This is a genomic window from Kluyvera sp. EC_51 (genome assembly GCF_019584505.1).
Taxonomy (GTDB): Bacteria; Pseudomonadota; Gammaproteobacteria; order Enterobacterales; family Enterobacteriaceae; genus Kluyvera; species Kluyvera sichuanensis.
This window is the reverse complement of the sequence record NZ_VDAG01000092.1, coordinates 1-24,229: the sequence shown is the minus strand read 5'-3', so window position 1 is coordinate 24,229 and position 24,229 is coordinate 1. Positions and strand designations below refer to the sequence as shown.

Here is a 24,229-nt window from a genome sequence, read left to right as displayed (position 1 = left end):
TTGAGTATTAATAACTTTCTCTTGCTTTCAGCTCATCCGCATAGGCGATGGCATCATTTTCCGGCGCGCTGGAGCGACCAAACGGTCGCGCAATCGCCATATAGAGCAGACCGGTTCCCAGCACAATCGCCAGTCCAATCAGCACCGTCCAGCGATCGAGGAAGGTACTCCCTTCCGCAGGCTGCGCCAGCAGCCAGATAGCCGCGACGCCATAGGCCAGCGCCAGTCCATTCACCAGCGTCCCCCAGCCACCGATAGTCCACTCACCGGCCGGTTTCCAGCCGTTCAGGCGTTGACGCATGGCGGCCAGCACTACCATCTGGAAGGAGATATAAATGCCGATCACCGCAAACGCGGTAATACGCGCCAGGTTGTCAGGCTGGAAGTAGACGCAGACGCAGACAATCACCGGCAGCAGGCAGCTGACGATCATCGCGTTGTCCGGCACGCTGTTTTTGGAGATTTTAGACATCCACTCGCTGCCCGGTAACATTTTGTCGCGGGAGAAGGAGAAGATCAGTCGGCTTAACGCCGCCTGCAGAGAGAGAATGCAGGAGAGCATGGCAATAATCGCGATCACGATAAATACCGTCGCACCGGTTTCACCCAGCGCTTCATGCAAAATTGCCGGGATAGGATCCGCCACCTTGCCGTTCACGATATTGAGCAGATTCGGTGAGGAGAGCAGATAGCCCAGTACCGAGATAATGGCGGAGATAGCGCCGAAGACGATACTTAAAATCATGGCGACCGGGATCTTCTTGCCTGGGTTTTGCACCTCTTCCGCCACGTTGCCGCAGGCTTCGAAGCCAAAGAACATAAACAGGCCCATCAGCGCGGCGGACATAAAGGCGGTGGTGTAGCTGCCATCATGCGCCATCACGCCCATCGAGTCGAAGATCACCGAGAACGGCTGAGTGCGATGGAAAATCAGTAAGTAGATGCCCAGCGCAATTACGCTGACAATCTCGCACCAGAAGCCGATACGGGCGACGCGCGCCAGGTTTTTGGTACCCGACATATTGATAGCCATCATCATCAGCAGCAGTACCGCTGAGGTTATCAACATCGTCATCGGCGTTTGTCCGTACTTGAACAACGACTCAACGAAGGTCGCGGTGTATTCCGCAATGGAGGTAACGGTCACGACCAGCGCCCAGAGGTAGATCCAGGCAGCAATCCAGGCGTATTTTTTCCCCCACAGGCGTCTGGCCCAAGGGTATAACCCCCCGGTAATCGGGTATTGCGAAGAGACTTCACCAAAAACCAGCGCCACCAGCAGCTGCCCGCAGGCGACGATCAGAATCCACCATACCGCCGGTGGCCCCGCCAGCGTCACCGCCAGGGCAAACAGCGAGTAGACGGCGGTCAGCGGCGAAAGATAGGTAAAACCCAACGCGAAATTTGAGACCAGGCCAATAGATCTTGTGAATTGCTCTTTGTTATCAGACTGAATATGTTCAGTTTTTTTAGCAGGTGTCTGTTCCATATACGTTTCTCATTTGTAGGTAAAGCGCAGAGTACACCCGCTAATTTATAAAAGATAATAAGTTATATGTATATTGTCATTGTCACATTTTTGTTAAGTTTTAGTGTGGACTTAGGGTGCTAAGGAATGGTTTGTCCGAAATTATGCTGCATTTAGCTCAGCAGCCCCGCCCCGACGTTCACCGACAGGCCCAGAATCGCCAGATTGAATACAAAAGAGATAACCGAATGGAGCAGCGTGATTTGTCGCATATCGGTAGTCCCCGTCGCCACATCAGCGGTTTGTGACGCGACGGCGATGGTGAAGGAGTAATAGAGGAAATCCCAGTAGCCCGGTTCCCCTGGTTTTTCCGGGAAGATCATCGGCGTGACCTCTTCGCTACGGTGCAGATAATGGTGGTGAGCGTAATGCATGGCAAATGAGGTGGGAAGCAAGGCCCAGGATACCGCCAGCGTGGCGCCGGTGAGCAACAGATGCAGTACCCGCGGCGTGCCGGAAAGATGCTTAAGCGACGTCAGCTCAACCAGAATCGCCAGGATGCTGACCAGACAACCAACAATCACCATGCCCAGCACCAGCCCCGCGCTTTCATCCTGCATTCTGGCAATGCGCGGAATGTCCCGCACATCGGTACGCAGCATCAGAAACCACATAAAGAACAGATACAGCCACGCCAGCACGTTCCAGCTAATCAGCAACCGCTGCAAATAACCCAGCGCGGGAGGAAGAGTAAAGAAACAGATTAGCCCGGCCAGAATAGCCATCAGTAAGCGCAGACGCGCGCGAAAGTAAGTACCGAGAGAAAGGGTCATGATGTGAGTGGCTTAGAAAAGGGACGATAGATTAACTGTAGCCCTAACCCTTCAAATCTTCGCGGGTTGGCCCTTGAAAGTAGATGCTACTGATAGGTCAACGGCGAGGTGGGAAGTTCTTTCATTTAGTGCTAATTACAGCGGTATTTAAACCGCTGTTAGCTATCTTTTAGCGCTGCCTTTGGCAAAAAATATATCAGGCTGGATATATTTATAACGTCTTTATAAATTTAAAAATCTGCCATAACGGCAGATTTCTGTAATCTATAATTAGAGGTTAGCAACGTTGTGATAGACTTTCTGCACATCGTCATCATCTTCAAGAGCATCAACAAGCCCTTCAAAGATGGCTAAATCTTCTGGTGACAGTTCAATTTCTGACTGCGCAATCATTTCTAATTCTGTGGTCGCGAATTCAGTAATACCAGACGCTTTCAGCGCGGCAATACCTTTATGAAGGTCGGTGGCTTCAGTATAAACAATAATGTTGCCTTCTTCTTCAGTCACATCACGAACTTCCACTTCAGCTTCAAGCAGAATTTCAAAAATACTATCAGGGTCTGTTCCCTTAAATACAATCACACCGGTGTTGTCAAACATATAGCTGACCGCACCCGTTGCGCCGATGTTCCCGCCTTTTTTATTGAAAATGTTGCGGACATTAGCAATCGTGCGGTTAACATTAGAGGTCAGCGTTTCAGCGATAAGCATAGAACCGCTTGGCCCAAAGCCTTCATAACGCCCTGCTACGAAGGTTTCGTCTCCGCCGCCTTTGGCTTTATCAATAGCTTTATCAATAACGTGCTTTGGAACCTGTGCTTGTTTAGCACGTTCAATAACGAATTTTAACGCGGAGTTTGATTCTGGATCTGGCTCGCCTTGTTTAGCAGCAGCATAGATTTCTACACCGAACTTTGCATATACGTTTGACGTTGCACCGTCTTTAGCCGTTTTTTTAGCAACGATATTGGCCCATTTACGTCCCACTGGAAGAGTCCCCTCAAATATTTATTTACGTTAACGCCAGATTAATAATCTGCACGTTTTTCCTCCGCATTATATCATGATATGTAAATACTCGTCTATGAGAACTAAAAACAGCCAACTTTCACGACGTGTTACTTTAATTATATAAATAATTAACATTGCGGGTGAATTATTTTGAAATGAGCTCCAGGATATTATATTTCTATTATTAATAACCAAACGCTAGCAATAAAATATAATAGAAATAAGGCGGCATTCCTGAAAAATACCGCCGTCATTTTATTATAAAACCACGCACACCTGCCCTACCCTGCCAGCGCCCCAAAGCTCACTATCCGCGAACGCCCTAGCTCTTTCGCCCGATACAGCGCCACGTCCGCCGCACGCAGCAGGCTGTCGCTCTGGGCGTGCTGCGGGTAGCTTGCCACGCCGATGGAGACATCCACATGACCAATCTCCGCACCGCTAAAGCGCAGCACCAGTTCGCGCACGCCGTCGAAAATCTCACTGGCGATGCGGTTGGCGGCCTCATCATCCACGTCGTACAGCAGCACCAGAAACTCTTCGCCGCCGTAACGGAAAGCCATACCGCGGTCGTTCACCACGCGCTGAATAGTGGAGGCGACGCTTTTAATCACGCCGTCGCCCGCCTCGTGGCCGAAGCGATCGTTGATGTTTTTGAAGTGATCGATATCGATCATCAAACAGCTCATCGGCTCTTCGTTGCGAATCGCCTGGCTCATCTGGGTATTCAGGATATCGTCCAGATGGTGGCGGTTACGTAGACCAGTGAGCGGGTCGTAGAGCGCTTTTTCCAGCAGCGCGTCACGCAGGCGCTGGTTGGCTAACGCCAGGCCCAGCGCTTCCGCCATCAGTTCAAGGTAGGCGCGGGAAGGTGCAGTCTGGTCGTTGAGATTCTGGAATGAGAGCAGGCCAATGGCCTCGCCCTGGGCAATCAGCGGGACGCACAGCGTATGGTCGAGGCATGACTCCGGCAGATGGTAGCAGCCGATATCCGGCTCGCCATGTACCGGCGGGTGGCTCTGCCCGCGGCGCACTGCCCAGCACTCATCCGGATGGAACGGCGTTGGTTCGCCCTCCGGGGAAAGCCAGGAGGCCACGCAGCGCATCTGCCACGGGTCGCGGTCGAGGATATAGAGTCGCCCCGCCACGCCCGGCGCAATGTTCGGGGCAAAAAGCTCGGCGACGTTAACCACATCATCAAAACACTCGCAGCCCTGCAGACGCTGGGTCATGCGCGCCAGCAGTTCGCGTATCGCCCAGTCGGCATCGCGCTGCCGTTCAAGCTGCTGCCGCACCAGGCCGTTCTCGCGGAAAATGCGGATCGCCTGCGCCATGTCGCCAATTTCATCAATCTGGTTAAAGCTCGGCGTTTCAACGGCATAGTCCTGCGAGGCCAGGCGATGCACCACATCGCTCAACCGCACGACCGGGCGCAGCACGCGGCGTTTTAAAATAAAACCGAGGACGAATAAAAACAGCAGCGCCGTCAGCCCGACCATCACCTCCGACAGCGTGCGCAGCATACGAGAGTCGCGGGTCGCCTCCTGAACCGCACGCAGCGCCCGGCTATCGAGCATCTGGCGGAAATGGTCCATGCGCTCCTGCGCCCGGTCAAGCTCCTGCTCGTAGACTTTGCCATACAGCAGCGAAACCGCCAGCGGAGCCTGATCGTGTGCGAGGTTGGCGAGCGCCGTTTGCTGTTCATCCTGAAGCCCATCAACAATCTCCAGCCCTTCATGCAGCAGCGCCAGCTCTTCCCCTGTCGCACCGGCGTCTTTGAGCTTTGACAGACGCTGTTCAATCTCAACCTGCTGCTTTTCTCGTTGCTGGTATTCACTCAACACCGCCGGGTCTTTATTCACTACGTACAGGCGCGCCAGGTCAGAGAGCGACCAGGCATCGCCGTCGACCTCGTCCGTCAGTTGGTCGAACATCAGACGCTGCTGTACCGCCTGCCGTTCGGCGTTATCCGCACTGGAGGCCATCAACATGACGATACCGGAGGCAATCGTCAGACATACCGTCGCGCCGTAGGCCCAGTTGGTTATTGTGGCAATTCTCACCTGTCGGTTCCTTCTACTACCTGAAAACAAGAAGCATGATTGAAATTATAGGAAACGCCTGATTTCTCGTGACAATAAAAAGGCGACCTCAGGCCGCCTTTTGCTATTTCGTGATCGTCATGCCTCGGGCGGGCTTTTGCCCTCTTCGATAAACTCTTCGTCCAGCCCCTCGACGTTCCCGGCGTGATCTCGCCCGGAGAAGAGGTTCCAGCAGGCGAGGAACAGCGCGGCAATCAGCGGGCCAATCACAAAGCCGTTGATACCGTAAATTTCCATACCGCCAATGGTGGTGATAAGAATCAGGTAGTCAGGCATTTTGGTATCTTTGCCCACCAGCAGCGGGCGCAGAATATTGTCCACCAGCCCGACAATAATCACGAAGAAGCCGACGATAAATAGCCCCTGCCACACCTGCTGGGTGGCGAAGAGGAAGATTGCCGCCGGTACCCAGATAATCGCCGACCCTACGGCTGGCACCAGCGAGAGAAACGCCATCAGCGCGCCCCACAGCACGCTGCCGTCAATGCCGACAATAGCAAAGGCTATGCCGCCGAGCGTCCCCTGCACCACCGCGACCACCGCCGTGCCTTTGACCGTCGCCCGCGTGACGCCGACAAACTTGGCAAACAGGTGCTGCTTAACGATATCCGTCAGCGGTAAGGAGTCGAGGATCTGGCGCACCAGAAACGGCCCGTCTTTCAGCAGGAAGAACAGCAGATAGAGCATGATGCCGAAACTGATGGCAAAGCCAAACGTCCCTTTACCAATCAAGAAGGCGCTGCCAGCAAGGTACTGCCCACCCGCCAGCGCGACGTCAGAGAGTTTTTTCTGGATCTGTGCGACGTTATCGAGATTGTGTTCTATCAGGAACCCGCGCGCCCAATGCGGCAGATGCGAGAACAGGCTGGCTATCACCTGCGGAAAACGGGTGTTGTTCTCCTGCAGCTTGGTGTACACCACGTTTAGCTCAAGCGCCAGCGAGGAGAGGATCACCATCAATGGAATAAAAACGATCAGACAGATAATGCCGATAGTCAGCAGCGAGGCCAATCCGTTACGATCGCCCAGTATGCTGCGCAGTTTGTTTTTCACCGGGTTAAAGACGACGGTGAGTATCGCGGCCCATAGAATGGCGGAGAAATACGGCGACAGTACATCGAAGAATGCCCAGGTCACGAGCGCGAGAATGAAAATAAAGAAGCCTTTGGTCAATCCGTTAAATCGCATTAGTGAGTCCTGTTGCGGGGAAACAGTCTCGACTATAGAAGCGTTTAGCCGGATTTACCAGGCGGCATGTTCATTCTCCCTAACGGACAAGTGACCGCGCCTGGTAACCTACAAAGACCGTTTTCCGGCCCATTGACCGGAAGACACAACGGGAGGAAGCATGTCAGAAGTACTCAACGATAATGAACTTGCACGCATTGCCCAACGTTTACAAGCGCTGGCGCAGACCGGACTCACCTACACCAAAGACGCCTATGACCGGGAGCGTTATGAAGAGCTGATGGGCATCGCCGAACGAATGCTAACCGCGCGCTTTGACCTGCCGGAAGCCACGCTGAAAAATCTGCATAAGGTAGACACCGGCTACGCCACGCCAAAAACCGACGTCCGCGCCATCATTCTGCATGAAGGCAAGCTGCTGATGGTTCAGGAATCTGACGATAAAGGCTGGAGCCTGCCGGGAGGTTGGGCCGATATTGGCGATAGCCCTGCGCAAGCGGTCGAGCGTGAAGTGCGTGAAGAGACCGGGCTTGAGGTGAAGGTGAGCCGCCTTCTCGGCGTCTGGGACCGCAACCAGCACGGGCATCCGCCCTATCCCTGGCATGTCTATAAGCTGATTTTCCTCTGCGAAACGCTGGGCGGCGAGCTTGCCATCAGCCATGAATCGCTGGATATCGCCTACGTTGACCCGAACAATCTGCCGCCGCTCTCCCTGACGCGTATCGTGCCGGAAGAGATCCACGCTAGCATCCGCAGCATTCGTGAAAACGAACCGGTGTGGTGCGACTAGATATCCGGCAATAAAAAACCCCGCGTCGCGGGGTTTTTTCACATCGGTGACGATGGATTACATCATCGGCATCGCCAGGCGCACAATGCTAATCAGCGGCTGTGGATAGATACCCAGCACCAGTACCAGCAGCGCGGAGATCAGAACCACAATACCGCCTGCGCTGTACTGCCAGTTAGACGGCGCATCGCGGTTTGGTTTTTCCGGCGCGCTCAGGTACAGGCTCACCGCCACACGCAGGTAGTAGTAGAGACCAATCGCGGAACCGACAACCACCGCGCCAACCAGCCACCACAGGTGTGCCTGGACGCCGACGGCCAGCACGTAGAACTTGCCGATAAAGCCGAGGGTCATTGGGATACCGGCCAGAGACAGCATCATCACGGTCATCACCGCCGCCAGAATCGGACGGTGCCAGAACAGACCACGGTAGGCGTACAGAGACTCTGCATCCGGGCCACGGTACGGGCTGGACATCAGGCTGACGACACCAAACGCGCCGAGGCTGCTGAACAGGTAACCCGCCAGGTACACGCCAACGGTTTCCATCGACATCTCGCCGCTATGCAGCGCAATCAGCGCCACCAGCAGGTAGCCGAGGTGAGAGATGGAGGAGTAACCGAGCAGACGCTTGATGTTGGTCTGGCTCAGCGCCATCAGGTTACCGAAGATGATGGAGGCAAAGGCGATAAGACCCAGCACCACGCGTACCGCTTCGCTGTCGCCTACCGGCGCATACAGGAACAGACGCATCACCACGCCAAAGATAGCAATCTTGCTGGCGGTGGCCAGGAAGGTTGATACCGGCGCAGGGGCACCCTGATAAACGTCCGGCGTCCACAGGTGGAACGGCACCAGAGAGAGCTTGAAGCCGAGGCCAACAATCATCATCCCCAGGCCTGCCAGCAGCAGCGGTTCGTGCAGCATGTTATCGCCGAGGCTCTTACCGAGCGCGACGAAAGACAGGTTGCCGGACTGCGCGTACAGCAGCGCCATACCGAACAGCAGGAATGACGATGCGGCGGCGGACAGAATGGTGTATTTGATGCTCGCTTCCAGAGAACGTTTCTGGCGGAACGCGTAACCAATCAGGCCAAACAGCGGCAGAGAAATCAGCTCAATACCGAGGAACAGCGCCGCCAGGTGGTTGGCGTTCGCCAGCAGAATGCCGCCGAGGGCAGCAATCAGCACCAGCAGGTAGAACTCTTCCTTGTTGTCGGTATAGCCCTCAAGCCACGGGTAAGCAAAGGTACAGGTCGCAAGGCTCGCCAGCAGCACCAGGCCAGTGTAGAACATGGCGTAGGCATCAACGCGCATCAGCGGCGTGACGTCCATCGCCCCCGCCTGACCAACAAACCAGAGCGAGACCAGCGCGGCGTTAAGCCCAAGCACTGACAGCGTGGCATTCAGGAAGTGATTGCGTCGCCACGCAATGGAGAGCATCACAACCACCACCGTCAAGCCGACGATCAGCAGCGGTAATAGCGCGATCAGTTGTTGTGGAGTTATTGTCATGGCGAATTACGGCCTTGTAGTTGAAACAGAATTAACAAACCACTGCTGGATGTTACTCATCGCAGAATGTGACGTGTCCAGAATCGGCTGCGGGTAGAAGCCCAGCAGAACCAGAAGCACGACCAGCAACAGGACGATAAACAGCTCGCGCAGCGACATCCCTGGCAGTTCTTTTGCCGCGATTTCACTCTTCGCTTTGCCAAAGTACGCACGGTGCAGCATCGCCAGCGAGTAAACGGAAGCGAACACCAGACCGAAGGTCGAAATCACCGTAATCGTCGGAACCACATGGTAGCTGCCGAACAGGATCATGAATTCGCCGACGAAGTTACCGGTACCCGGCATCCCCAGCGTACAGACTGCGAAGAACAGTGACAGCGCAGGCAGCCATTTAATTTTGCTCCACAGGCCGCCCATCTGACGCATGTCGCGGGTGTGCAGACGTTCGTAAAGCTGACCACACAGGATGAACAGGCCGGCTGCGGACAGACCGTGCGCAATCATCTGGATAACCGCGCCCTGGTAAGCCAGTTGGCTGCCGGTGTAGATAGCAATCAGCACGAAGCCCATGTGGGAAACGGAGGTGTAAGCAATCAGACGTTTGATGTCGTACTGCGTGAACGCCATCCATGCGCCGTAGAAGATACCAATTACACCCAGCCACATGGCGATAGGCGCGAACTCCGCAGAGGCGTTCGGGAACAGCGGCAGCGCGAAGCGCAGCAGACCGTAGGCCGCGGTTTTCAGCAAGATACCCGCAAGGTCAACGGAACCGGCGGTTGGTGCCTGCGAGTGCGCGTCTGGCAGCCAGCCGTGCAGCGGAACCACCGGCATTTTCACCGCGAAGGCGATGAAGAAGCCCAGCATCAGCAGGTATTCCACGCCGTGGGACATTGGCGTCTTCAGCAGGTCCTGATAGTTGAAGGTCCATACGCCGGTCGCATCGTGGTGCACGAACACCAGCGCCAGGATGGCAATCAGCATCACCAGGCCGCTCGCCTGGGTATAGATGAAGAACTTGGTGGCCGCCGTGATACGCGTTTTACCGTCGGAGGCTTTATGGCCCCACAGCGCGATCAGGAAGTACATCGGCACCAGCATCATCTCCCAGAAGAAGAAGAACAGGAACATGTCGATGGCCAGGAACACGCCGATAACGCCGCCCAGGATCCACATCAGGTTGAGGTGGAAGAAGCCCTGGTATTTCTGGATTTCATTCCAGGAACAGAGCACCGCCAGCACACCCAGCAGACCGGTCAACACCACCATCAGCAGCGACAGGCCGTCGAGAGCGAGGTGAATCGTTATCCCAAAACGTGGGATCCACGGCAGGATGAACTCAGACTGCCACTGCGGCAGACCGGTGGATTGGGTGAGTGAGTAGCCGCCCTGCAGCCACAGCTGCAGGCCAAGCGCCAGCGTCAGTCCCATGGTGATCAGCGCGATCCAGCGCGGCATCTTCACGCCAAAGCGTTCGGTCTGCCAGCAGAGGAAACCGCCGATAAAGGGAATCAGTATTAGCCAGGGTAATAACATGGCAATTCATTTCCTTATTAATCTATCCGGAGGCGACAAGCCTGCCAGAACAGGAAAACAGCACGACATTTTCATGGGGAGGAAACTCCTCCCCAACGAATTAACGCAATACCATCAACAACGCCAGCACCACCACGGCACCGATGCTCATTGACGCAACATACCAGCGCAGATACCCGTTCTCGCTCAGTACCAGGCCTTTGCCTGCGAAGCGTGAGAGGATAGCCGGAATGTTCATCAAGGCATTGAGCGGGTCGCGCTTCAGCAGCCAGGCGATGCCAAGGAACGGCTTCACGAACACCTTGTCGTACAGCCAGTCAAAGCCCCAGGCGTTATACCACCAGGTCCCCAGCAGGCGGCCAGGCGCGCTGTTGGCGATGGAGGTCACCAGCGTGCGTTTGCCCAGCCACAGCCATGCGGCAATCAGGATCCCGGCAATCGCCACGACACCCGAGGTGATTTCCAGCGTCAGCACGCGGCCGTGTTCCAGTTCGGTCGTTGCCGGCAGTACGCCGTGCAGCGGTGGCACAATCAGCGCGCCGATAAAGGTCGACAGCACCATCAGCACGATCAGCGGCAGGTGGTGAGTAATCCCCTTCCCTGCGTGGGCGTGAATCTGCTCTTTGCCGTGGAAGACGATGAAGATCATACGGAAGGTGTAGAGCGAGGTCATGAATGCGCCGACCAGGCCCGCAACCATCAGGTTGATATGACCGTTCGCCATCGCACCGGCAAGGATTTCGTCCTTACTGAAGAAGCCAGCGGTAATCAGCGGCAGCGCGGAGAGCGCGGCACCACCGACCAGGAAGCAGGCATACACCAGCGGAATCGACTTACGCAGGCCACCCATCTTGAAGATATTCTGTTCGTGATGGCAGGCCAGAATCACCGAGCCGGACGCCAGGAACAGCAGCGCTTTGAAGAACGCGTGGGTCATCAGGTGGAAAATCGCCGCATCCCATGCCTGTACGCCAAGCGCCAGGAACATATAGCCAATCTGGCTCATGGTGGAGTAAGCGAGTACACGTTTGATGTCGGTCTGTACCAGCGCGGCAAAGCCTGCCAGCACCAGCGTTACCGCCCCAATAATACCGACCAGATGCAGCACTTCCGGCGTCAGCAGGAACAGGCCGTGGGTACGGGCAATCAGGTAAACACCAGCGGTCACCATGGTCGCCGCGTGGATCAGCGCAGAAACTGGGGTTGGGCCAGCCATCGCATCCGCAAGCCAGGTCTGCAACGGCAACTGCGCGGATTTACCTACCGCACCGCCCAGCAGCATCAGGGTTGCCCACATCAGCATGTTGTTGCCCGCGGCGAAGTGCGCCGGTGCCAGTTCAACCATTTCGCGGAAGTTCAGCGTGCCCAGCTCGTTGTAGAGAATGAACAGCGCGAACGCCAGGAATACGTCACCGACACGGGTCACCACGAAGGCTTTCATGGCCGCTGCGCCGTTCTTCGGATCGGTGTAGTAGAAACCGATCAGCAGATAGGAGCACAGGCCTACGCCTTCCCAGCCGAGGTACATCAGCAACAGGTTATCGGCCAGCACCAGCACCACCATGCTCGCGATAAACAGGTTGGTGTAGGCGAAGAAGCGAGAGTAACCCTCTTCCCCACGCATATACCAGGAGGCGAACATGTGGATCAGGAAGCCGACGCCGGTCACCACGGAGAGCATGGTCAGGGACAGGCCATCCAGCACCAGGTTAAAACCGATGTTGAAGTCGCCGACGGACATCCACGTCCACAGCGGCAGGCTGAAAGCCTGCTTGCCGTTGGCAAAGAAGTCCATACCGACAAACGCCGTGACCAGCGCCGCGAGGCCAATCGACCCGACGCCAACGGTAGCGGAGAGGTTCTCCGACCAGCGTCCGCGGGAGAAGGCCAGCAGAACGAAGCCAATGAATGGCAGAATAATGGTTAAGGCAAGCATGTTCATCCGCGCAACTCACTTACTGAATCGATGTTCAGGTTCTGGCGGCGACGATGGAGCTGCAGCAGCAGCGCCAGGCCAATACTCGCTTCCGCAGCCGCGAGGGTAATGGCGAGGATATACATCACCTGACCGTCGGTCTGGCCCCAGTAGCTGCCGGCGACCACGAAGGCCAGCGCGGCGGCGTTAATCATGATTTCCAGCCCAATCAGCATAAACAGCAGGTTGCGGCGGATAACCAGACCGGTTAAACCCAGCACGAATAAAATCGCCGCGAGGATCAGCCCATGTTGTAAAGGAATCATGCGTGTTCCTCCGTTTTCCTTTTCGCGCTATCGCCAGCACGGTTGCTCAGCACTTCGCCCATGCGGTCTTCACGACCGATATGGAAGGCCACAACCAGGCCTGCCAGCAGCAGCATCGATGCCAGTTCAACCGCCAGTACGTACGGCCCGAACAGGGCAATACCGACTTCTTTGGCGCTGATAGCGTTACCGTCAATACCCTGGTCGTTCAGGCCCATGATGGCGTACACCATCACCGCCAGCAGCACGGCGGACAGAACCGCCGGGCCAATCCAGATTTGCGGCTTCAGCCACTGACGTTCCTGGGCGATTTCAGCGCCGCCCAGGTTCAGCATCATCACCACGAAGACGAACAGCACCATGATGGCGCCCGCATAGACGATGATCTCCAGCGCACCGGCGAAGTAAGCGCCCAGCGAGAAGAACACCCCGGCAATAGCCAGCAGCGAGACAATCAGATACAGCAGCGCGTGTACCGGGTTAGTGTGCGTAATCACTCGCAGGGTCGCGAGGACAGCAATCAGGCCACAGATATAAAAAGCGAATTCCATTGCCCCTCTCCTTACGGTAACAGGCTCTTGACGTCGATAGGCTTAGCTTCGTTCTCTGCTTCGCCCTTATCTTTGCCGTCGATTGCCATACCCGCCATCCGGTAGAAGTTATATTCCGGGTATTTGCCCGGACCGGAAATCAGCAGATCCTCTTTTTCGTACACCAGATCCTGACGCTTGTATTCGCCCAGTTCGAAATCCGGGGTCAACTGAATCGCCGTGGTCGGGCACGCTTCTTCACACAGGCCGCAGAAGATGCAGCGTGAGAAGTTAATGCGGAAAAACTCCGGATACCAGCGGCCATCTTTGGTCTCTGCTTTCTGCAGAGAGATACAGCCAACCGGGCAGGCTACCGCGCACAGGTTACAGGCAACGCAGCGCTCTTCGCCGTCCGGGTCGCGCGTCAGCACGATACGGCCACGATAGCGCGGCGGCAGGTAGACCGGCTCTTCCGGGTACATCTGCGTTTCGCGTTTGGCGAACGCATGCAGGCCGATCATCCAGATACTGCGTACCTGGGTGCCGAAGCCTACGAGTAATTCTTTTAAGGTCATGGTCTATAGCCCCTTATGGCTGCTGCCAGAGAATGACAGCCGCCGTTACCAGCAAGTTGATGAGCGTCAGCGGCAGGCACACTTTCCAGCCGAAGGACATTACCTGGTCATAACGAGGACGCGGTAACGACGCACGAATCAAAATGAACATCATCATGAAGAACGCGGTTTTCAGCGCGAACCAGATGAATGGCGGTAAGAACGGGCCTTGCCAGCCACCGAAGAACAGCGTCACGATCAGCGCCGACACGGTGACGATACCGATGTATTCACCCACGAAGAACAGACCGAATTTCATACCGGAATATTCGATGTGGTAACCATCGGCCAGTTCCTGCTCCGCTTCCGGTTGGTCAAACGGGTGACGGTGACATACCGCCACGCCCGCAATCGCAAAGGTAATGAAGCCGAAGAACTGAGGAATGACGTTCCACAGGTGAGCCTGGTTATTGACGATGTCGGTCATGTTGAATGAACCGGCCTGCGCCACCACGCCCATCAGAGACAGACCCAGGAACACTTCGTAGCTCAGGGTCTGCGCAGACGCACGCATCGCACCCAGCAGCGAGTATTTGTTGTTGCTCGACCAGCCGGCGAACAGCACCGCGTAAACCGCGAGACCCGCCATCATCAGGAAGAACAGGATCCCGATGTTGAGGTCGGCGACCACCCAGCTTGGGCTGACCGGCACAATGGCGAAGGCCAGCAGCAGCGAGGTGAAGGCGATAACCGGTGCCAGCGTAAAGATCATGCGGTCCGTAAATTTCGGAACCCAGTCCTCTTTAAAGAACATTTTGATCATGTCGGCAACCAGCTGGAGCGAACCGCCCCAGCCCACGCGGTTTGGCCCGTAGCGGTTCTGGAACAGGCCCAGAAGGCGACGTTCACCGAAGCTCATGAACGCCCCGCAGGTGACGACCACCAGCAGGATGACCACGGCCTTGATGATGCTAAGGAGGATCTCAATCAGATCCGGCGTTAACCAACTCATTGCTGTGCCTCCTGCAGATTCTCAAGACGCGCGCCCGCCAGTGCTGGAGCAATGCCCGGCATGCCCATCGGCAAACCAACCTGCCCTGCCACCAGCCCGCTGGAAATGACCAGCGGCAGCGTGACCGTCTGACCATCAAAGCTGAACGCCATCTTCGCGCCTTCGTTTACGCCAAGCGCCGCGGCATCGGCCGGGTTGAGCTTGAGGTAAGGCTGCGGCATGCGGCTCTGGAACACCGGTGCGCGCTGTGACATCTCGTCGCTACCAAACAGATGGTAGTACGGGGCCACGCGCCATTTTCCGGCTTCAGCCTGGAAGCCTGCCGGTACGGTGGTGAAGTAATCCAGACCGTTAGCAGACGCTTCAATCAGACGTACGCCCGGGTCACCGTGACGCAGTTTGCCGCCCACTTCCGCCTGGAACTTGTTCCATGCCTGCGGGGAGTTCCAGCCTGGAGCCCATGCGAATGGGATCTGCGAGCGCGGCGCGCCCGGCTGGTTGTTCCCTTCCATAGAGAAGGCGAACATGGTGTCTTTATCCTGCGGCTGACGCGGTTCGTGAACGCTGATGTTCGCGCGCATGGCCGTACGGCCACTGTAGCGGTGCGGTTCACGCGCCAGCTTCTGACCACGAATGCGGAAGGTCGCATCCGGCGCAGCATCTTTAATGCCCGCCAGCTGCGGCAGCGCCGCGACGGCAGCGTCAATCACGTGGTCCAGCTGAGTCCAGTCAACCTGACGGTTTTCCAGGGTGCTGTGCAGCGAGTGCAGCCAGCGCCAGCTTTCCAGCATGATGGTTTTGCTGTCGTAGTAGCTTGGGTCATACACCTGGAAGAAGCGCTGTGCGCGACCTTCGTTGTTGATGACCGTACCGTCGCTTTCAGCAAAGCTTGCCGCCGAGAGCACCAGGTGCGCATGGTCCATAATCGCCGTGCGCTGATGGTCAATGACCATCACCAGCGGAGCTTTATCCAGCGCCGCGTTCACACGGCTGGCAGCCGCATGACGGTGCAGGTCGTTTTCCAGCACGATAACCGCATCGGCAGCGCCGCTTTCCAGCTCGTTCAGGGCGTCATCCAGAGAGCCGCCGCCAATCATGCCGAGGCCAACGCTGTTCACCGCACGAGCAATCATCGTCACGCCAACGTCAGAACCGCGCATTTTCAGGGCTTTCGCCACGTTCGCTGCAGCCTGAATCACTTCAGCGCTACCGGCGTTGGTGCCGGAGACAATCAGTGGTTTTTTCGCCCCGGCCAGCGCCTGAACGATCACGTCGATCTTGCCCTGCAGGTCGCGATCGATACCGTCAACCGCCGGCGCGTTGTTGTCCAGCGCATGGGCAATGGCGAAGCCTAAACGCGCCTGATCTTCTACCGGTGCGCGGTAGGTCCACGCGGCGATATCGTCCAGACGGGTGTCGTCAACGTTGGTGACAAACAGCGGATGTTTAGCACGCTGGCCGATGTTCAGGATTGCCGCAATCTGCCAGTCAGCCACTTTCTGGGCCGCTGCCATTTCTCGCGCTTTACCTTTCACCGCCTGGCGTACCGCCAGCGCGACGCGAGCGCCGGTCTGGGTAACGTCTTCGCCCAGCACCAGTACCGCATCGTAAGATTCGATGTCACGCAGCGCCGGCGTATGAATGCCGCCTTCGCGCAGCACTTTCAGCGCCAGCTGCAGACGTTCCTGCTCGCCTTTGGCGATGCCGGTGTAGAAGTTATCCGCACCCACCAGTTCACGCAGCGCGAAGTTGCTTTCCACGCTCGCACGTGGAGAACCGATACCAATCACCTTCTTCGACTGACGCAGAATATCCGCCGCGCCCTGCATCGCCTGCTCGGCGTTGAGGGTTATGAGGTCATCGCCACGACGCTGAACCGGCTGACGCGGACGGTCTTTCAGGTTCACATAGCCATAGCCGAAACGACCGCGGTCGCAGAGGAAGTAGTGGTTAACGGTACCGTTATAGCGGTTTTCGATACGACGCAGTTCGCCGTAACGCTCGCCCGGGCTGGTGTTACAGCCGATGGAGCACTGCTGGCAGATGCTTGGTGCAAACTGCATGTCCCACTTACGGTTGTAGCGCTCGGAGTGCGTCTTATCGGTAAATACGCCGGTCGGGCAAATTTCAACCAGGTTACCGGAGAATTCGCTTTCCAGGGTACCGTCTTCTGGACGGCCGAAGTAGACGTTGTCGTGCGCGCCGTATACACCGAGATCGGTGCCGTCAGCGTAGTCTTTGTAGTAACGCACGCAGCGGTAGCAGGCGATGCAGCGGTTCATTTCGTGAGAGATGAACGGCCCCAGGTCCTGGTTGCGGTGGGTACGCTTAGTAAAGCGATAGCGACGGAAGCTATGGCCGGTCATTACGGTCATATCCTGAAGGTGGCAGTTACCGCCCTCTTCACAGACCGGACAGTCGTGCGGGTGGTTAGTCATCAACCACTCCACCACGCTCTCGCGGAACTGCTTCGCTTCTGCGTCGTCGATAGAAATAAAGGTGCCGTCAGATGCCGGTGTCATACAGGACATCACCAGGCGGCCACGCGTGTCTTCCGCGTTCTGATATTGCTTCACCGCACACTGGCGGCAAGCACCGACGCTCCCAAGCGCCGGGTGCCAGCAAAAGTAGGGAATATCAAGGCCCATAGAGAGACATGCCTGTAACAGGTTGTCCGCTCCGTTGACCTCGTACTCTTTGCCGTCTACATGAATCGTAGCCATTAGCGTGCTTCCAAATTAAAAAATCGTTACCACTTCCTCATTCAGGCTGCCTCTGCGTTGGCTGCCTTCGTTCACCCCAGTCACTTACCAATGTAAGCTCCCGGGGATTCACTCAGTTGCCGCCTTGATGCAACCTGAATGAGTTTGTGGGAATCACCAGCGCGTCTTTAGCAGGTTCGGCTGAATCCCGTTAATTGCATGGGTGTTGCTGAACTGCTGCTTGATGCCTGCTTCGAATTCTTCGCGGAAATATTTAATGGCGCTCTGCAGCGGCTCAACCGCACCAGGCGCGTGCGCGCAGAAGGTTTTACCCGGCCCTAAGAATCGACACAGTTGCTCAAGTGTCTCGATGTCGCCAGGCTGGCCTTCACCGCGCTCAAGGGCGCGTAGAATTTTGACGCTCCACGGCAAGCCGTCGCGGCATGGCGTACACCAGCCGCAGGACTCACGGGCGAAGAACTCTTCCAGGTTACGCACCAACGGTACCATGCCGATCTCGTGGTCGACGGCCATTGCCAGCGCGGTACCCAGACGGCTACCCGCTTTACCGATGCTTTCAAACTCCATCGGCAGGTCAAGGTGCGATTCGGTCAGGAAGTCAGTCCCTGCGCCGCCCGGCTGCCAGGCCTTAAATTTCAGGCCATCACGCATACCGCCAGCGTAGTCTTCAAGGATTTCACGCGCGGTGGTGCCAAACGGCAGTTCCCAGACGCCTGGGTTTTTCACACGCCCGGAGAAGCCCATCAGCTTAGTGCCGGCATCTTTACTGGTGGAGATGTTCTGATACCACTCCACGCCGTTGGCCAGAATCGCCGGAACGTTACAGAGGGTTTCCACGTTGTTGACGCAGGTCGGTTTGCCCCACACGCCAGAGCTCGCCGGGAACGGCGGCTTAGAACGTGGGTTAGCACGACGGCCTTCAAGGGAGTTAATCAGCGCGGTTTCTTCACCGCAAATGTAGCGCCCTGCCCCGGTGTGCACGAACAGCTCGAAGTCAAAACCGGTGCCGAGAATATTTTTCCCGAGCAGGCCCGCTTCGGTCGCTTCCGCAATGGCGCGACGCAGGTGCTGTGCGGCTTCAATGTATTCACCACGCAGGAAGATGTAGCCGCGGTACGCCTTCAGGGCGAACGCGGAGATCAGCATGCCTTCCACCAGCAAGTGCGGCAGCTGTTCCATCAACAGGCGGTCTTTATAGGTGCCCGGCTCCATTTCATCGGCGTTACACAGCAGGTAACGGATGTTCATGGATTCGTCTTTCGGCATCAGGCTCCACTTCAGACCGGTGGAAAAGCCCGCGCCGCCGCGCCCTTTCAGGCCAGCGTCTTTGACCTGGTTGACGATCTCGTCCGGGGCCATCCCGGAGAGCGCTTTACGCGCACCGGCATAGCCGTTTTTCGCCTGATACTCTTCCAACCACACCGGCTGTTTGTCGTCGCGAAGACGCCAGGTCAGCGGATGGGTTTCGGGAGTCAGAATAATATTTTTCATTATTTATACTGCTCCAGCAGGTCAGGAATGGCTTCCGGCGTCAGATGGCTGTGAGTGTCCTCATCAATCATCATGGTCGGCCCCTTGTCGCAGTTGCCCAGGCAGCAGGTCGGCAGCAGGGTGAAGCGGCCATCAAAGGTGGTTTGACCCGGTTTGATGTCGAGCTTCTTCTCAATCGCGGCCTGAATGCCCTGATAACCGGTGATGTGACACACCACGCTGTCGCAATAGCGAATCACGTGACGGCCAACCGGCTGGCGGAAAATCTGGCTGTAGAACGTTGCCACACCTTCTACGTCGCTTGCCGGAATATCCAGAACCTCGGCAATCGCGTAAATCGCACCGTCCGGTACCCAGCCACGCTGTTTCTGAACGATCTTCAGCGCTTCGATGGACGCCGCACGCGGGTCTTCGTAGTGGTGCTTCTCGTGCTCAATAGCTTCACGCTCTGCCGCACTCAGCTCAAAAGCCTCGGTTTGTGGTTGTTGATTCTCGTGCATAATTAGCGGTCCACGTCTGACATAACAAAATCAATACTACCCAGATAGACGATAAGGTCTGATACCAGGCTGCCACGGATCGCCGACGGAATCTGCTGCAGGTGCGCATAGCTCGGCGTACGGATACGGGTGCGGTAGCTCATGGTGCTGCCGTCGCTGGTCAGGTAGTAACTGTTAATACCCTTGGTCGCTTCCACCATCTGGAAGGACTCCTGCGCCGGCATAACCGGGCCCCAGGAAACCTGCAGGAAGTGGGTGATCAGGGTTTCAATGTGCTGCAGCGTGCGCTCTTTCGGTGGCGGCGTGGTCAGCGGGTGATCCGCCTTGAACGGGCCTTCCGGCATGTTGTCGAGGCACTGCTGAAGAATGCGCAGGCTCTGGCGCAGCTCTTCCACTTTCAGCATCACGCGGGTGTAGCAGTCAGAAACGCCACCGCCGGTCGGGATTTCGAAGTCGAAGTTTTCGTAGCCAGAGTATGGACGCCATTTACGTACGTCGAAGCCGATACCGGTCGCACGCAGGCCAGCACCGGTGGTGCCCCACTCCAGCGCTTCTTTTGCGGTATAAGCAGCAACGCCGACGGAGCGGCCTTTCAGAATGGTGTTACGCAGCGCGGCTTTCTCGTAAGAGTCCAGACGCTTCGGCATCCACTCGAGGAATTCACGCAGCAGACGATCCCAGCCGCGAGGCAGGTCGTGCGCCACGCCGCCGATGCGGAACCAGGCCGGGTGCATACGGAAGCCGGTAATCGCTTCGACCAGGTCATAGATTTTCTGACGGTCGGTGAAGGCGAAGAAGACCGGCGTCATCGCGCCGACGTCCTGAATGAACGTCGAGATGTACAGCAGGTGGCTGTTGATGCGGAACAGTTCGGAGAGCATCACGCGAATCACGTTCACGCGGTCCGGCGTGGTGATACCCGCCAGTTTCTCTACCGCCAGCACGTACGGCATTTCGTTCACGCAGCCGCCGAGGTACTCGATACGGTCGGTGTACGGAATGTAGCTGTGCCAGGATTGACGCTCGCCCATCTTCTCAGCGCCACGGTGGTGGTAGCCGATGTCAGGTACGCAGTCGACAATCTCTTCGCCATCAAGCTGCAGAATAATACGGAATGCACCGTGCGCAGACGGGTGGTTCGGGCCGAGGTTGAGGAACATGAAGTCCTCGTTTTCGGTCCCGCGCTTCATGCCCCACTCTTCCGGTTTGAAGGTCAGCGCTTCCATTTCCAGATCCTGCTTGGCTTTCGTCAGCTCAAACGGGTCGAATTCGGTGGCGCGCGCCGGGTAGTCTTTACGCAGCGGATGGCCTTCCCAGGTCGGCGGCATCATGATGCGGCGCAGGTTCGGGTGGCCGTTAAAGGTAATGCCGAACATTTCCCAGGTTTCACGCTCATACCAGTTGGCGTTCGGGAAAAGTTTGGTGATGGTCGCGACGTTCAGGTCGTTTTCAGACAATGCCACCTTGAGCATGATATCGCGATTGCGGTCTATTGAGATCAGGTGGTAGAAAACGGAAAAGTCCGCGGCAGGTAAACCTTCGCGGTGCGTACGCAGACGTTCGTCCATGCCGTGGAGATCGAAAAGCATGACGTAAGGCTTTGGCAACCTCTTCAGGAAGTCGACAATTTCGAGCAGTTGTTCGCGCTTAACCCAAACAACGGGTATCCCGGTGCGAGTGGCCTGAACGGTAAAAGCATCCGGCCCAAAACGGTTGCGCAACTCGCCGATGACCGGATCATCAAGGTGATCGCGGGTTTGCCATGCGGCTGCGTCTTGCGCGGTTAAATCGGTCATATTGTTCACCATTGCAAAAGGTCCGTGGTGACTGCCGGGGGTGGCCTTCGCGCTGTTGTATATTGGTTTGCGAAGTCAAAAAGTGCCACCGCCCGCAGGCGCAAATTAAATCTCGTCCGGTGTCCGCAGATTCGTCACCGCAATGCGTTCGCCGCGTTTACGCTCGCGCTCCGACTGCATGTTGGCGCGGTAAACGCCCTGATCGCCAACAACCCACGACAGTGGGCGACGTTCTTTACCAATGGATTCCTGAAGCAGCATCAGCGCCTGCATGTAGGCTTCCGGGCGCGGAGGGCAGCCTGGAATGTACACGTCGACAGGAATGAATTTATCCACGCCCTGCACCACGGAGTAGATGTCATACATACCACCGGAGTTTGCACAGGCGCCCATTGAGATAACCCATTTCGGTTCCAGCATCTGGTCGTACAGACGCTGAATAACCGGAGCCATCTTGGTGAAGCAGGTACCGGCAACCACCATCAGGTCAGCCTGACGCGGGGACGCACGCAGTACTTCCGCACCAAAACGCGCAACGTCATGCACCGCAGTGAATGACGTCACCATTTCAACGTAGCAGCAAGAAAGGCCGAAGTTGTAAGGCCAGATTGAGTTCTTACGGCCCCAGTTGACCATGTCGTGAAGCGCGTGTTCGAGTTTCCCCATATACACGCTTTTGTTCACCTCTTGCTCCAGGGGATCGGTAACAATCTCCTGTTTCTGCAGGGGGTAACGGTCGTTCTCACCGTTAGGATCTATGCGGGTGAGCGTATAATCCATCTTATTGCCTCGCTTTTACTGCGTATTACGGTTAGTGACGCTGTCGGTTTCTGGGTTAGCCAGCGTGCGGCGAGAACGCGCAGGCGTCCAATCAAGCGCGCCGATGCGAACGAGGTAAACCAGACCAGCCAGCAGCACAAATATGAAAATGGCGGCTTCGATAAAGCCAACCCAACCGCTCTCGCGAATGGACGTTGACCAGGCGTAGAGGTAGAGCGCTTCAACGTCGAAGATGACGAAGAACATGGCGACCAGATAAAACTTAGCCGACAGACGCAAACGAGCGGAGCCAACGGAGTCGATACCCGATTCAAACGGGGTGTTTTTGCTTCTTGCGCGTGCGCGACCACCAAGGTACCAGCCGCCGATTAACATCAGGCAGCACAGGCCAATGGCAATGATCAGAAAGATAGCGAATGCCCAGTGATGAGCGATGATTTCAGTGGATGTTGACATACGCATTGCTTAACCAAATAAGTAGCATTACCACCTCTGCTCTTACCGGCAGATGGACGCTACATCGATTCATGGGGAGGATTAAAAAACCAACAAACAGCCCAATTCGAAACATAGACCGCAAAATGTGGAGGTTTTTTACTCCTTTCTATAACCTTTTGTCAACTTTAACAAAAGTTTCCTCACATTAATTTACATCAAAAGCATTTCATTAACATTACGTGCCCTTTGATTTGATTCAGCTCAATAGACCCTGCGGTTTACCTGTTGTTGAATCGTGTCCGTTTTGTAGCGACAACAAGAATTACCCTTCTATTTTGACAGGATTTTCTAATGATTCCTCCCCCCAATGAGGAGTATTTTCTTGATCTAAGACACGCTTTTGTTAATTCGACCCGCAAAACGGCAACAATCTATCCGTTTTTTTAACATTAGCAGGTGATATGACTTTGCGTTTAATGGTAGGGCATTTGAAGAGGAAAATAATTCTAATTGCATGATTATTATCACATTATTAGATTTATTTTTTTTCTGGCTACGTAGAAGTACGAAAAAAGAACCGCAAACGGATTTTTCTTCGTCTACGATTCTTTTTTGCATTCACATTTTGTTACTACATTTTGAGCGAGTTGTTAATCAAAGTCCCTCTCATGAATAAGGGAATTATCTCCCCCTTCCGAGGTATAACTGCCAGCATTCGGCCACGGATCGTAACGCTGTTCCTGAGACTGGAAAATCATCTGCGCCAGCTCGTTTTCGCTCTCCACGTTGTAGCTGAGCATATATTCCGTTTCCGGTAGGTCTGGCATCCCCTCTCCTTTGCCGAGGGCGCGGAGATCCGGGCTCATCATCTCGGCCGGCCGACCGGTCACGCCAAGACCCGCTTTAACCGCAGCGCGAACGGCGGAGAGCGTTGAGGCAACGTATGCCAGACGCCACGCGATACCGGCGGCATCCAGCGTTTTGATAATCATATCGCGGAACGGACTTGGATCGTCGAGCAACACCAGCGGTACCGGCTCTTCCGGGCGCAGGGTGAAGTCCGCCGCACAATACCAAAGCGTAGGCGACGTACGTAAAATCGTCGACTCAAAACCTTCCAACGGATGCGTCGTCAGCGCCAGATCGACCTCTTTGCTTTTCAGCATCTCGGCCATCACGCAGTGACGTTTAACCCGCACATCCAGCGCCAGCTTCGGATAGGCAGAGCTAATGCGGTTCAACAGGAACGGGAGAATGGTATCAGAGGACTCATCTGATGAGCCGAGCGTTAGCTGCCCCTGCAGGGAGCTAAACATTAGCGACGTGCATGCTTCATCGTTGAAGCGCAGAATTTTTCGCGCATAGCCCAGCAGTTGGATGCCATGTTCGGTGAGGAGCTTATTACGCCCATGGCGGGCAAAGAGCTCTTTCCCCACCAGTTGTTCCAGGCGCTGCATTTGCTGGCTGACGGCAGATTGAGTGCGGCACACCGCCGCCGCCGCCGCCGCGAAGGTGCTCAGGTCGGCAACAGCAACAAAGGTTCTCAGCAGATCGAGATCGAGGTTCAGTATCGGACGATTGGCATTTATCATATTAATCCACTTACAGGTAATGACTCCAACTTACTGATAGTGTTTTATGTTCAGATAATGCCCGATGACCTTGTCATGCAGCTCCAGCGATTTTGAGAACGACAGTGACTTCCGTCCCAGCCTTGCCAG

Annotated in this window: 21 protein-coding genes; 1 reads left to right on the top strand and 20 read right to left on the bottom strand. The window is 56.0% G+C overall.

Going from position 1 to position 24,229, the window contains the following annotated elements:
* Positions 1-7: 7 nt before the first annotated feature.
* The 5 genes from FHC49_RS16910 to FHC49_RS16890 all read right to left on the bottom strand — a co-directional run bounded on the left by FHC49_RS16910 (position 8) and on the right by FHC49_RS16890 (position 6,602).
* Positions 8-1,489, bottom strand: coding sequence for an APC family permease (locus FHC49_RS16910; protein WP_185666822.1), 1,482 nt, complete (start codon positions 1,487-1,489; stop codon positions 8-10).
* 152 nt (positions 1,490-1,641) lie between these two features.
* Positions 1,642-2,301: a DUF1345 domain-containing protein gene (locus FHC49_RS16905; protein ID WP_185666821.1), complete on the bottom strand. Its 660-nt coding sequence runs from the start codon at positions 2,299-2,301 to the stop codon at positions 1,642-1,644.
* Positions 2,302-2,571: 270 nt separating this feature from the next.
* Complete coding sequence (locus FHC49_RS16900) at positions 2,572-3,288, bottom strand: YebC/PmpR family DNA-binding transcriptional regulator (protein ID WP_185666820.1); 717 nt, start codon at positions 3,286-3,288, stop codon at positions 2,572-2,574.
* A gap of 305 nt (positions 3,289-3,593) precedes the next feature.
* Entirely contained in the window at positions 3,594-5,375 is a 1,782-nt protein-coding gene (locus FHC49_RS16895) for a diguanylate cyclase (RefSeq protein WP_220440367.1), read from the bottom strand.
* A 117-nt stretch (positions 5,376-5,492) separates the two neighbouring features.
* On the bottom strand, positions 5,493-6,602 hold the full coding sequence (locus FHC49_RS16890; RefSeq protein WP_220440366.1) for an AI-2E family transporter: 1,110 nt from the start codon (positions 6,600-6,602) through the stop codon (positions 5,493-5,495).
* A 160-nt stretch (positions 6,603-6,762) separates the two neighbouring features.
* Between FHC49_RS16890 and FHC49_RS16885 the strand changes: the two genes are divergently transcribed.
* On the top strand, positions 6,763-7,392 hold the full coding sequence (locus FHC49_RS16885; RefSeq protein WP_185666817.1) for an NUDIX hydrolase: 630 nt from the start codon (positions 6,763-6,765) through the stop codon (positions 7,390-7,392).
* Between the two features lie 57 nt (positions 7,393-7,449).
* On the opposite strand, the gene nuoN is transcribed toward FHC49_RS16885, so the two are convergent.
* From nuoN to FHC49_RS16810, 15 genes are all read right to left on the bottom strand, one after another.
* Positions 7,450-8,907, bottom strand: coding sequence for an NADH-quinone oxidoreductase subunit NuoN (gene nuoN, locus FHC49_RS16880; RefSeq protein ID WP_185666816.1), 1,458 nt, complete (start codon positions 8,905-8,907; stop codon positions 7,450-7,452).
* A 6-nt stretch (positions 8,908-8,913) separates the two neighbouring features.
* Positions 8,914-10,443, bottom strand: a complete 1,530-nt coding sequence (nuoM, locus tag FHC49_RS16875) for an NADH-quinone oxidoreductase subunit M (RefSeq protein ID WP_185666815.1) — start codon at positions 10,441-10,443, stop codon at positions 8,914-8,916.
* 100 nt (positions 10,444-10,543) lie between these two features.
* A complete protein-coding gene (nuoL, locus tag FHC49_RS16870) occupies positions 10,544-12,385 on the bottom strand; it encodes an NADH-quinone oxidoreductase subunit L (protein WP_220440365.1) in 1,842 nt (613 codons plus the stop codon).
* A complete protein-coding gene (nuoK, locus tag FHC49_RS16865; protein WP_035892477.1) occupies positions 12,382-12,684 on the bottom strand; it encodes an NADH-quinone oxidoreductase subunit NuoK in 303 nt (100 codons plus the stop codon). Before nuoK ends, nuoL begins: the two co-directional genes overlap by 4 nt.
* Positions 12,681-13,235, bottom strand: a complete 555-nt coding sequence (gene nuoJ, locus FHC49_RS16860) for an NADH-quinone oxidoreductase subunit J (protein ID WP_185666813.1) — start codon at positions 13,233-13,235, stop codon at positions 12,681-12,683. Before nuoJ ends, nuoK begins: the two co-directional genes overlap by 4 nt.
* A gap of 11 nt (positions 13,236-13,246) precedes the next feature.
* Complete coding sequence (gene nuoI, locus FHC49_RS16855) at positions 13,247-13,789, bottom strand: NADH-quinone oxidoreductase subunit NuoI (RefSeq protein ID WP_000172742.1); 543 nt, start codon at positions 13,787-13,789, stop codon at positions 13,247-13,249.
* Positions 13,790-13,802: 13 nt separating this feature from the next.
* On the bottom strand, positions 13,803-14,780 hold the full coding sequence (nuoH, locus tag FHC49_RS16850; RefSeq protein ID WP_185666812.1) for an NADH-quinone oxidoreductase subunit NuoH: 978 nt from the start codon (positions 14,778-14,780) through the stop codon (positions 13,803-13,805).
* Positions 14,777-17,503, bottom strand: a complete 2,727-nt coding sequence (nuoG, locus tag FHC49_RS16845; RefSeq protein ID WP_220440364.1) for an NADH-quinone oxidoreductase subunit NuoG — start codon at positions 17,501-17,503, stop codon at positions 14,777-14,779. The genes nuoH and nuoG overlap by 4 nt, the downstream gene beginning before the upstream one ends.
* Before the next feature lie 153 nt (positions 17,504-17,656).
* Positions 17,657-18,994 carry an NADH-quinone oxidoreductase subunit NuoF gene (nuoF, locus tag FHC49_RS16840; RefSeq protein WP_115073851.1) on the bottom strand — a complete coding sequence of 446 codons (1,338 nt, stop codon included), beginning with the start codon at positions 18,992-18,994 and terminating at the stop codon, positions 17,657-17,659.
* Positions 18,994-19,494, bottom strand: a complete 501-nt coding sequence (nuoE, locus tag FHC49_RS16835) for an NADH-quinone oxidoreductase subunit NuoE (RefSeq protein WP_035892483.1) — start codon at positions 19,492-19,494, stop codon at positions 18,994-18,996. Before nuoE ends, nuoF begins: the two co-directional genes overlap by 1 nt.
* A 2-nt stretch (positions 19,495-19,496) precedes the next feature.
* Entirely contained in the window at positions 19,497-21,302 is a 1,806-nt protein-coding gene (nuoC, locus tag FHC49_RS16830; protein ID WP_115073849.1) for an NADH-quinone oxidoreductase subunit C/D, read from the bottom strand.
* Between the two features lie 93 nt (positions 21,303-21,395).
* Positions 21,396-22,070 (bottom strand): NADH-quinone oxidoreductase subunit NuoB, encoded by a 675-nt coding sequence (gene nuoB / locus FHC49_RS16825; protein ID WP_002913178.1) that lies wholly within the window; start codon positions 22,068-22,070, stop codon positions 21,396-21,398.
* 15 nt (positions 22,071-22,085) lie between these two features.
* Positions 22,086-22,532 carry an NADH-quinone oxidoreductase subunit NuoA gene (nuoA, locus tag FHC49_RS16820; protein WP_185666810.1) on the bottom strand — a complete coding sequence of 149 codons (447 nt, stop codon included), beginning with the start codon at positions 22,530-22,532 and terminating at the stop codon, positions 22,086-22,088.
* 626 nt (positions 22,533-23,158) lie between these two features.
* Complete coding sequence (gene lrhA, locus FHC49_RS16815) at positions 23,159-24,100, bottom strand: transcriptional regulator LrhA (RefSeq protein WP_185666809.1); 942 nt, start codon at positions 24,098-24,100, stop codon at positions 23,159-23,161.
* A gap of 30 nt (positions 24,101-24,130) precedes the next feature.
* Positions 24,131-24,229 (bottom strand): IS1 family transposase (locus FHC49_RS16810; protein ID WP_220423053.1); only part of this gene is annotated, 99 nt, incomplete at its 5' end.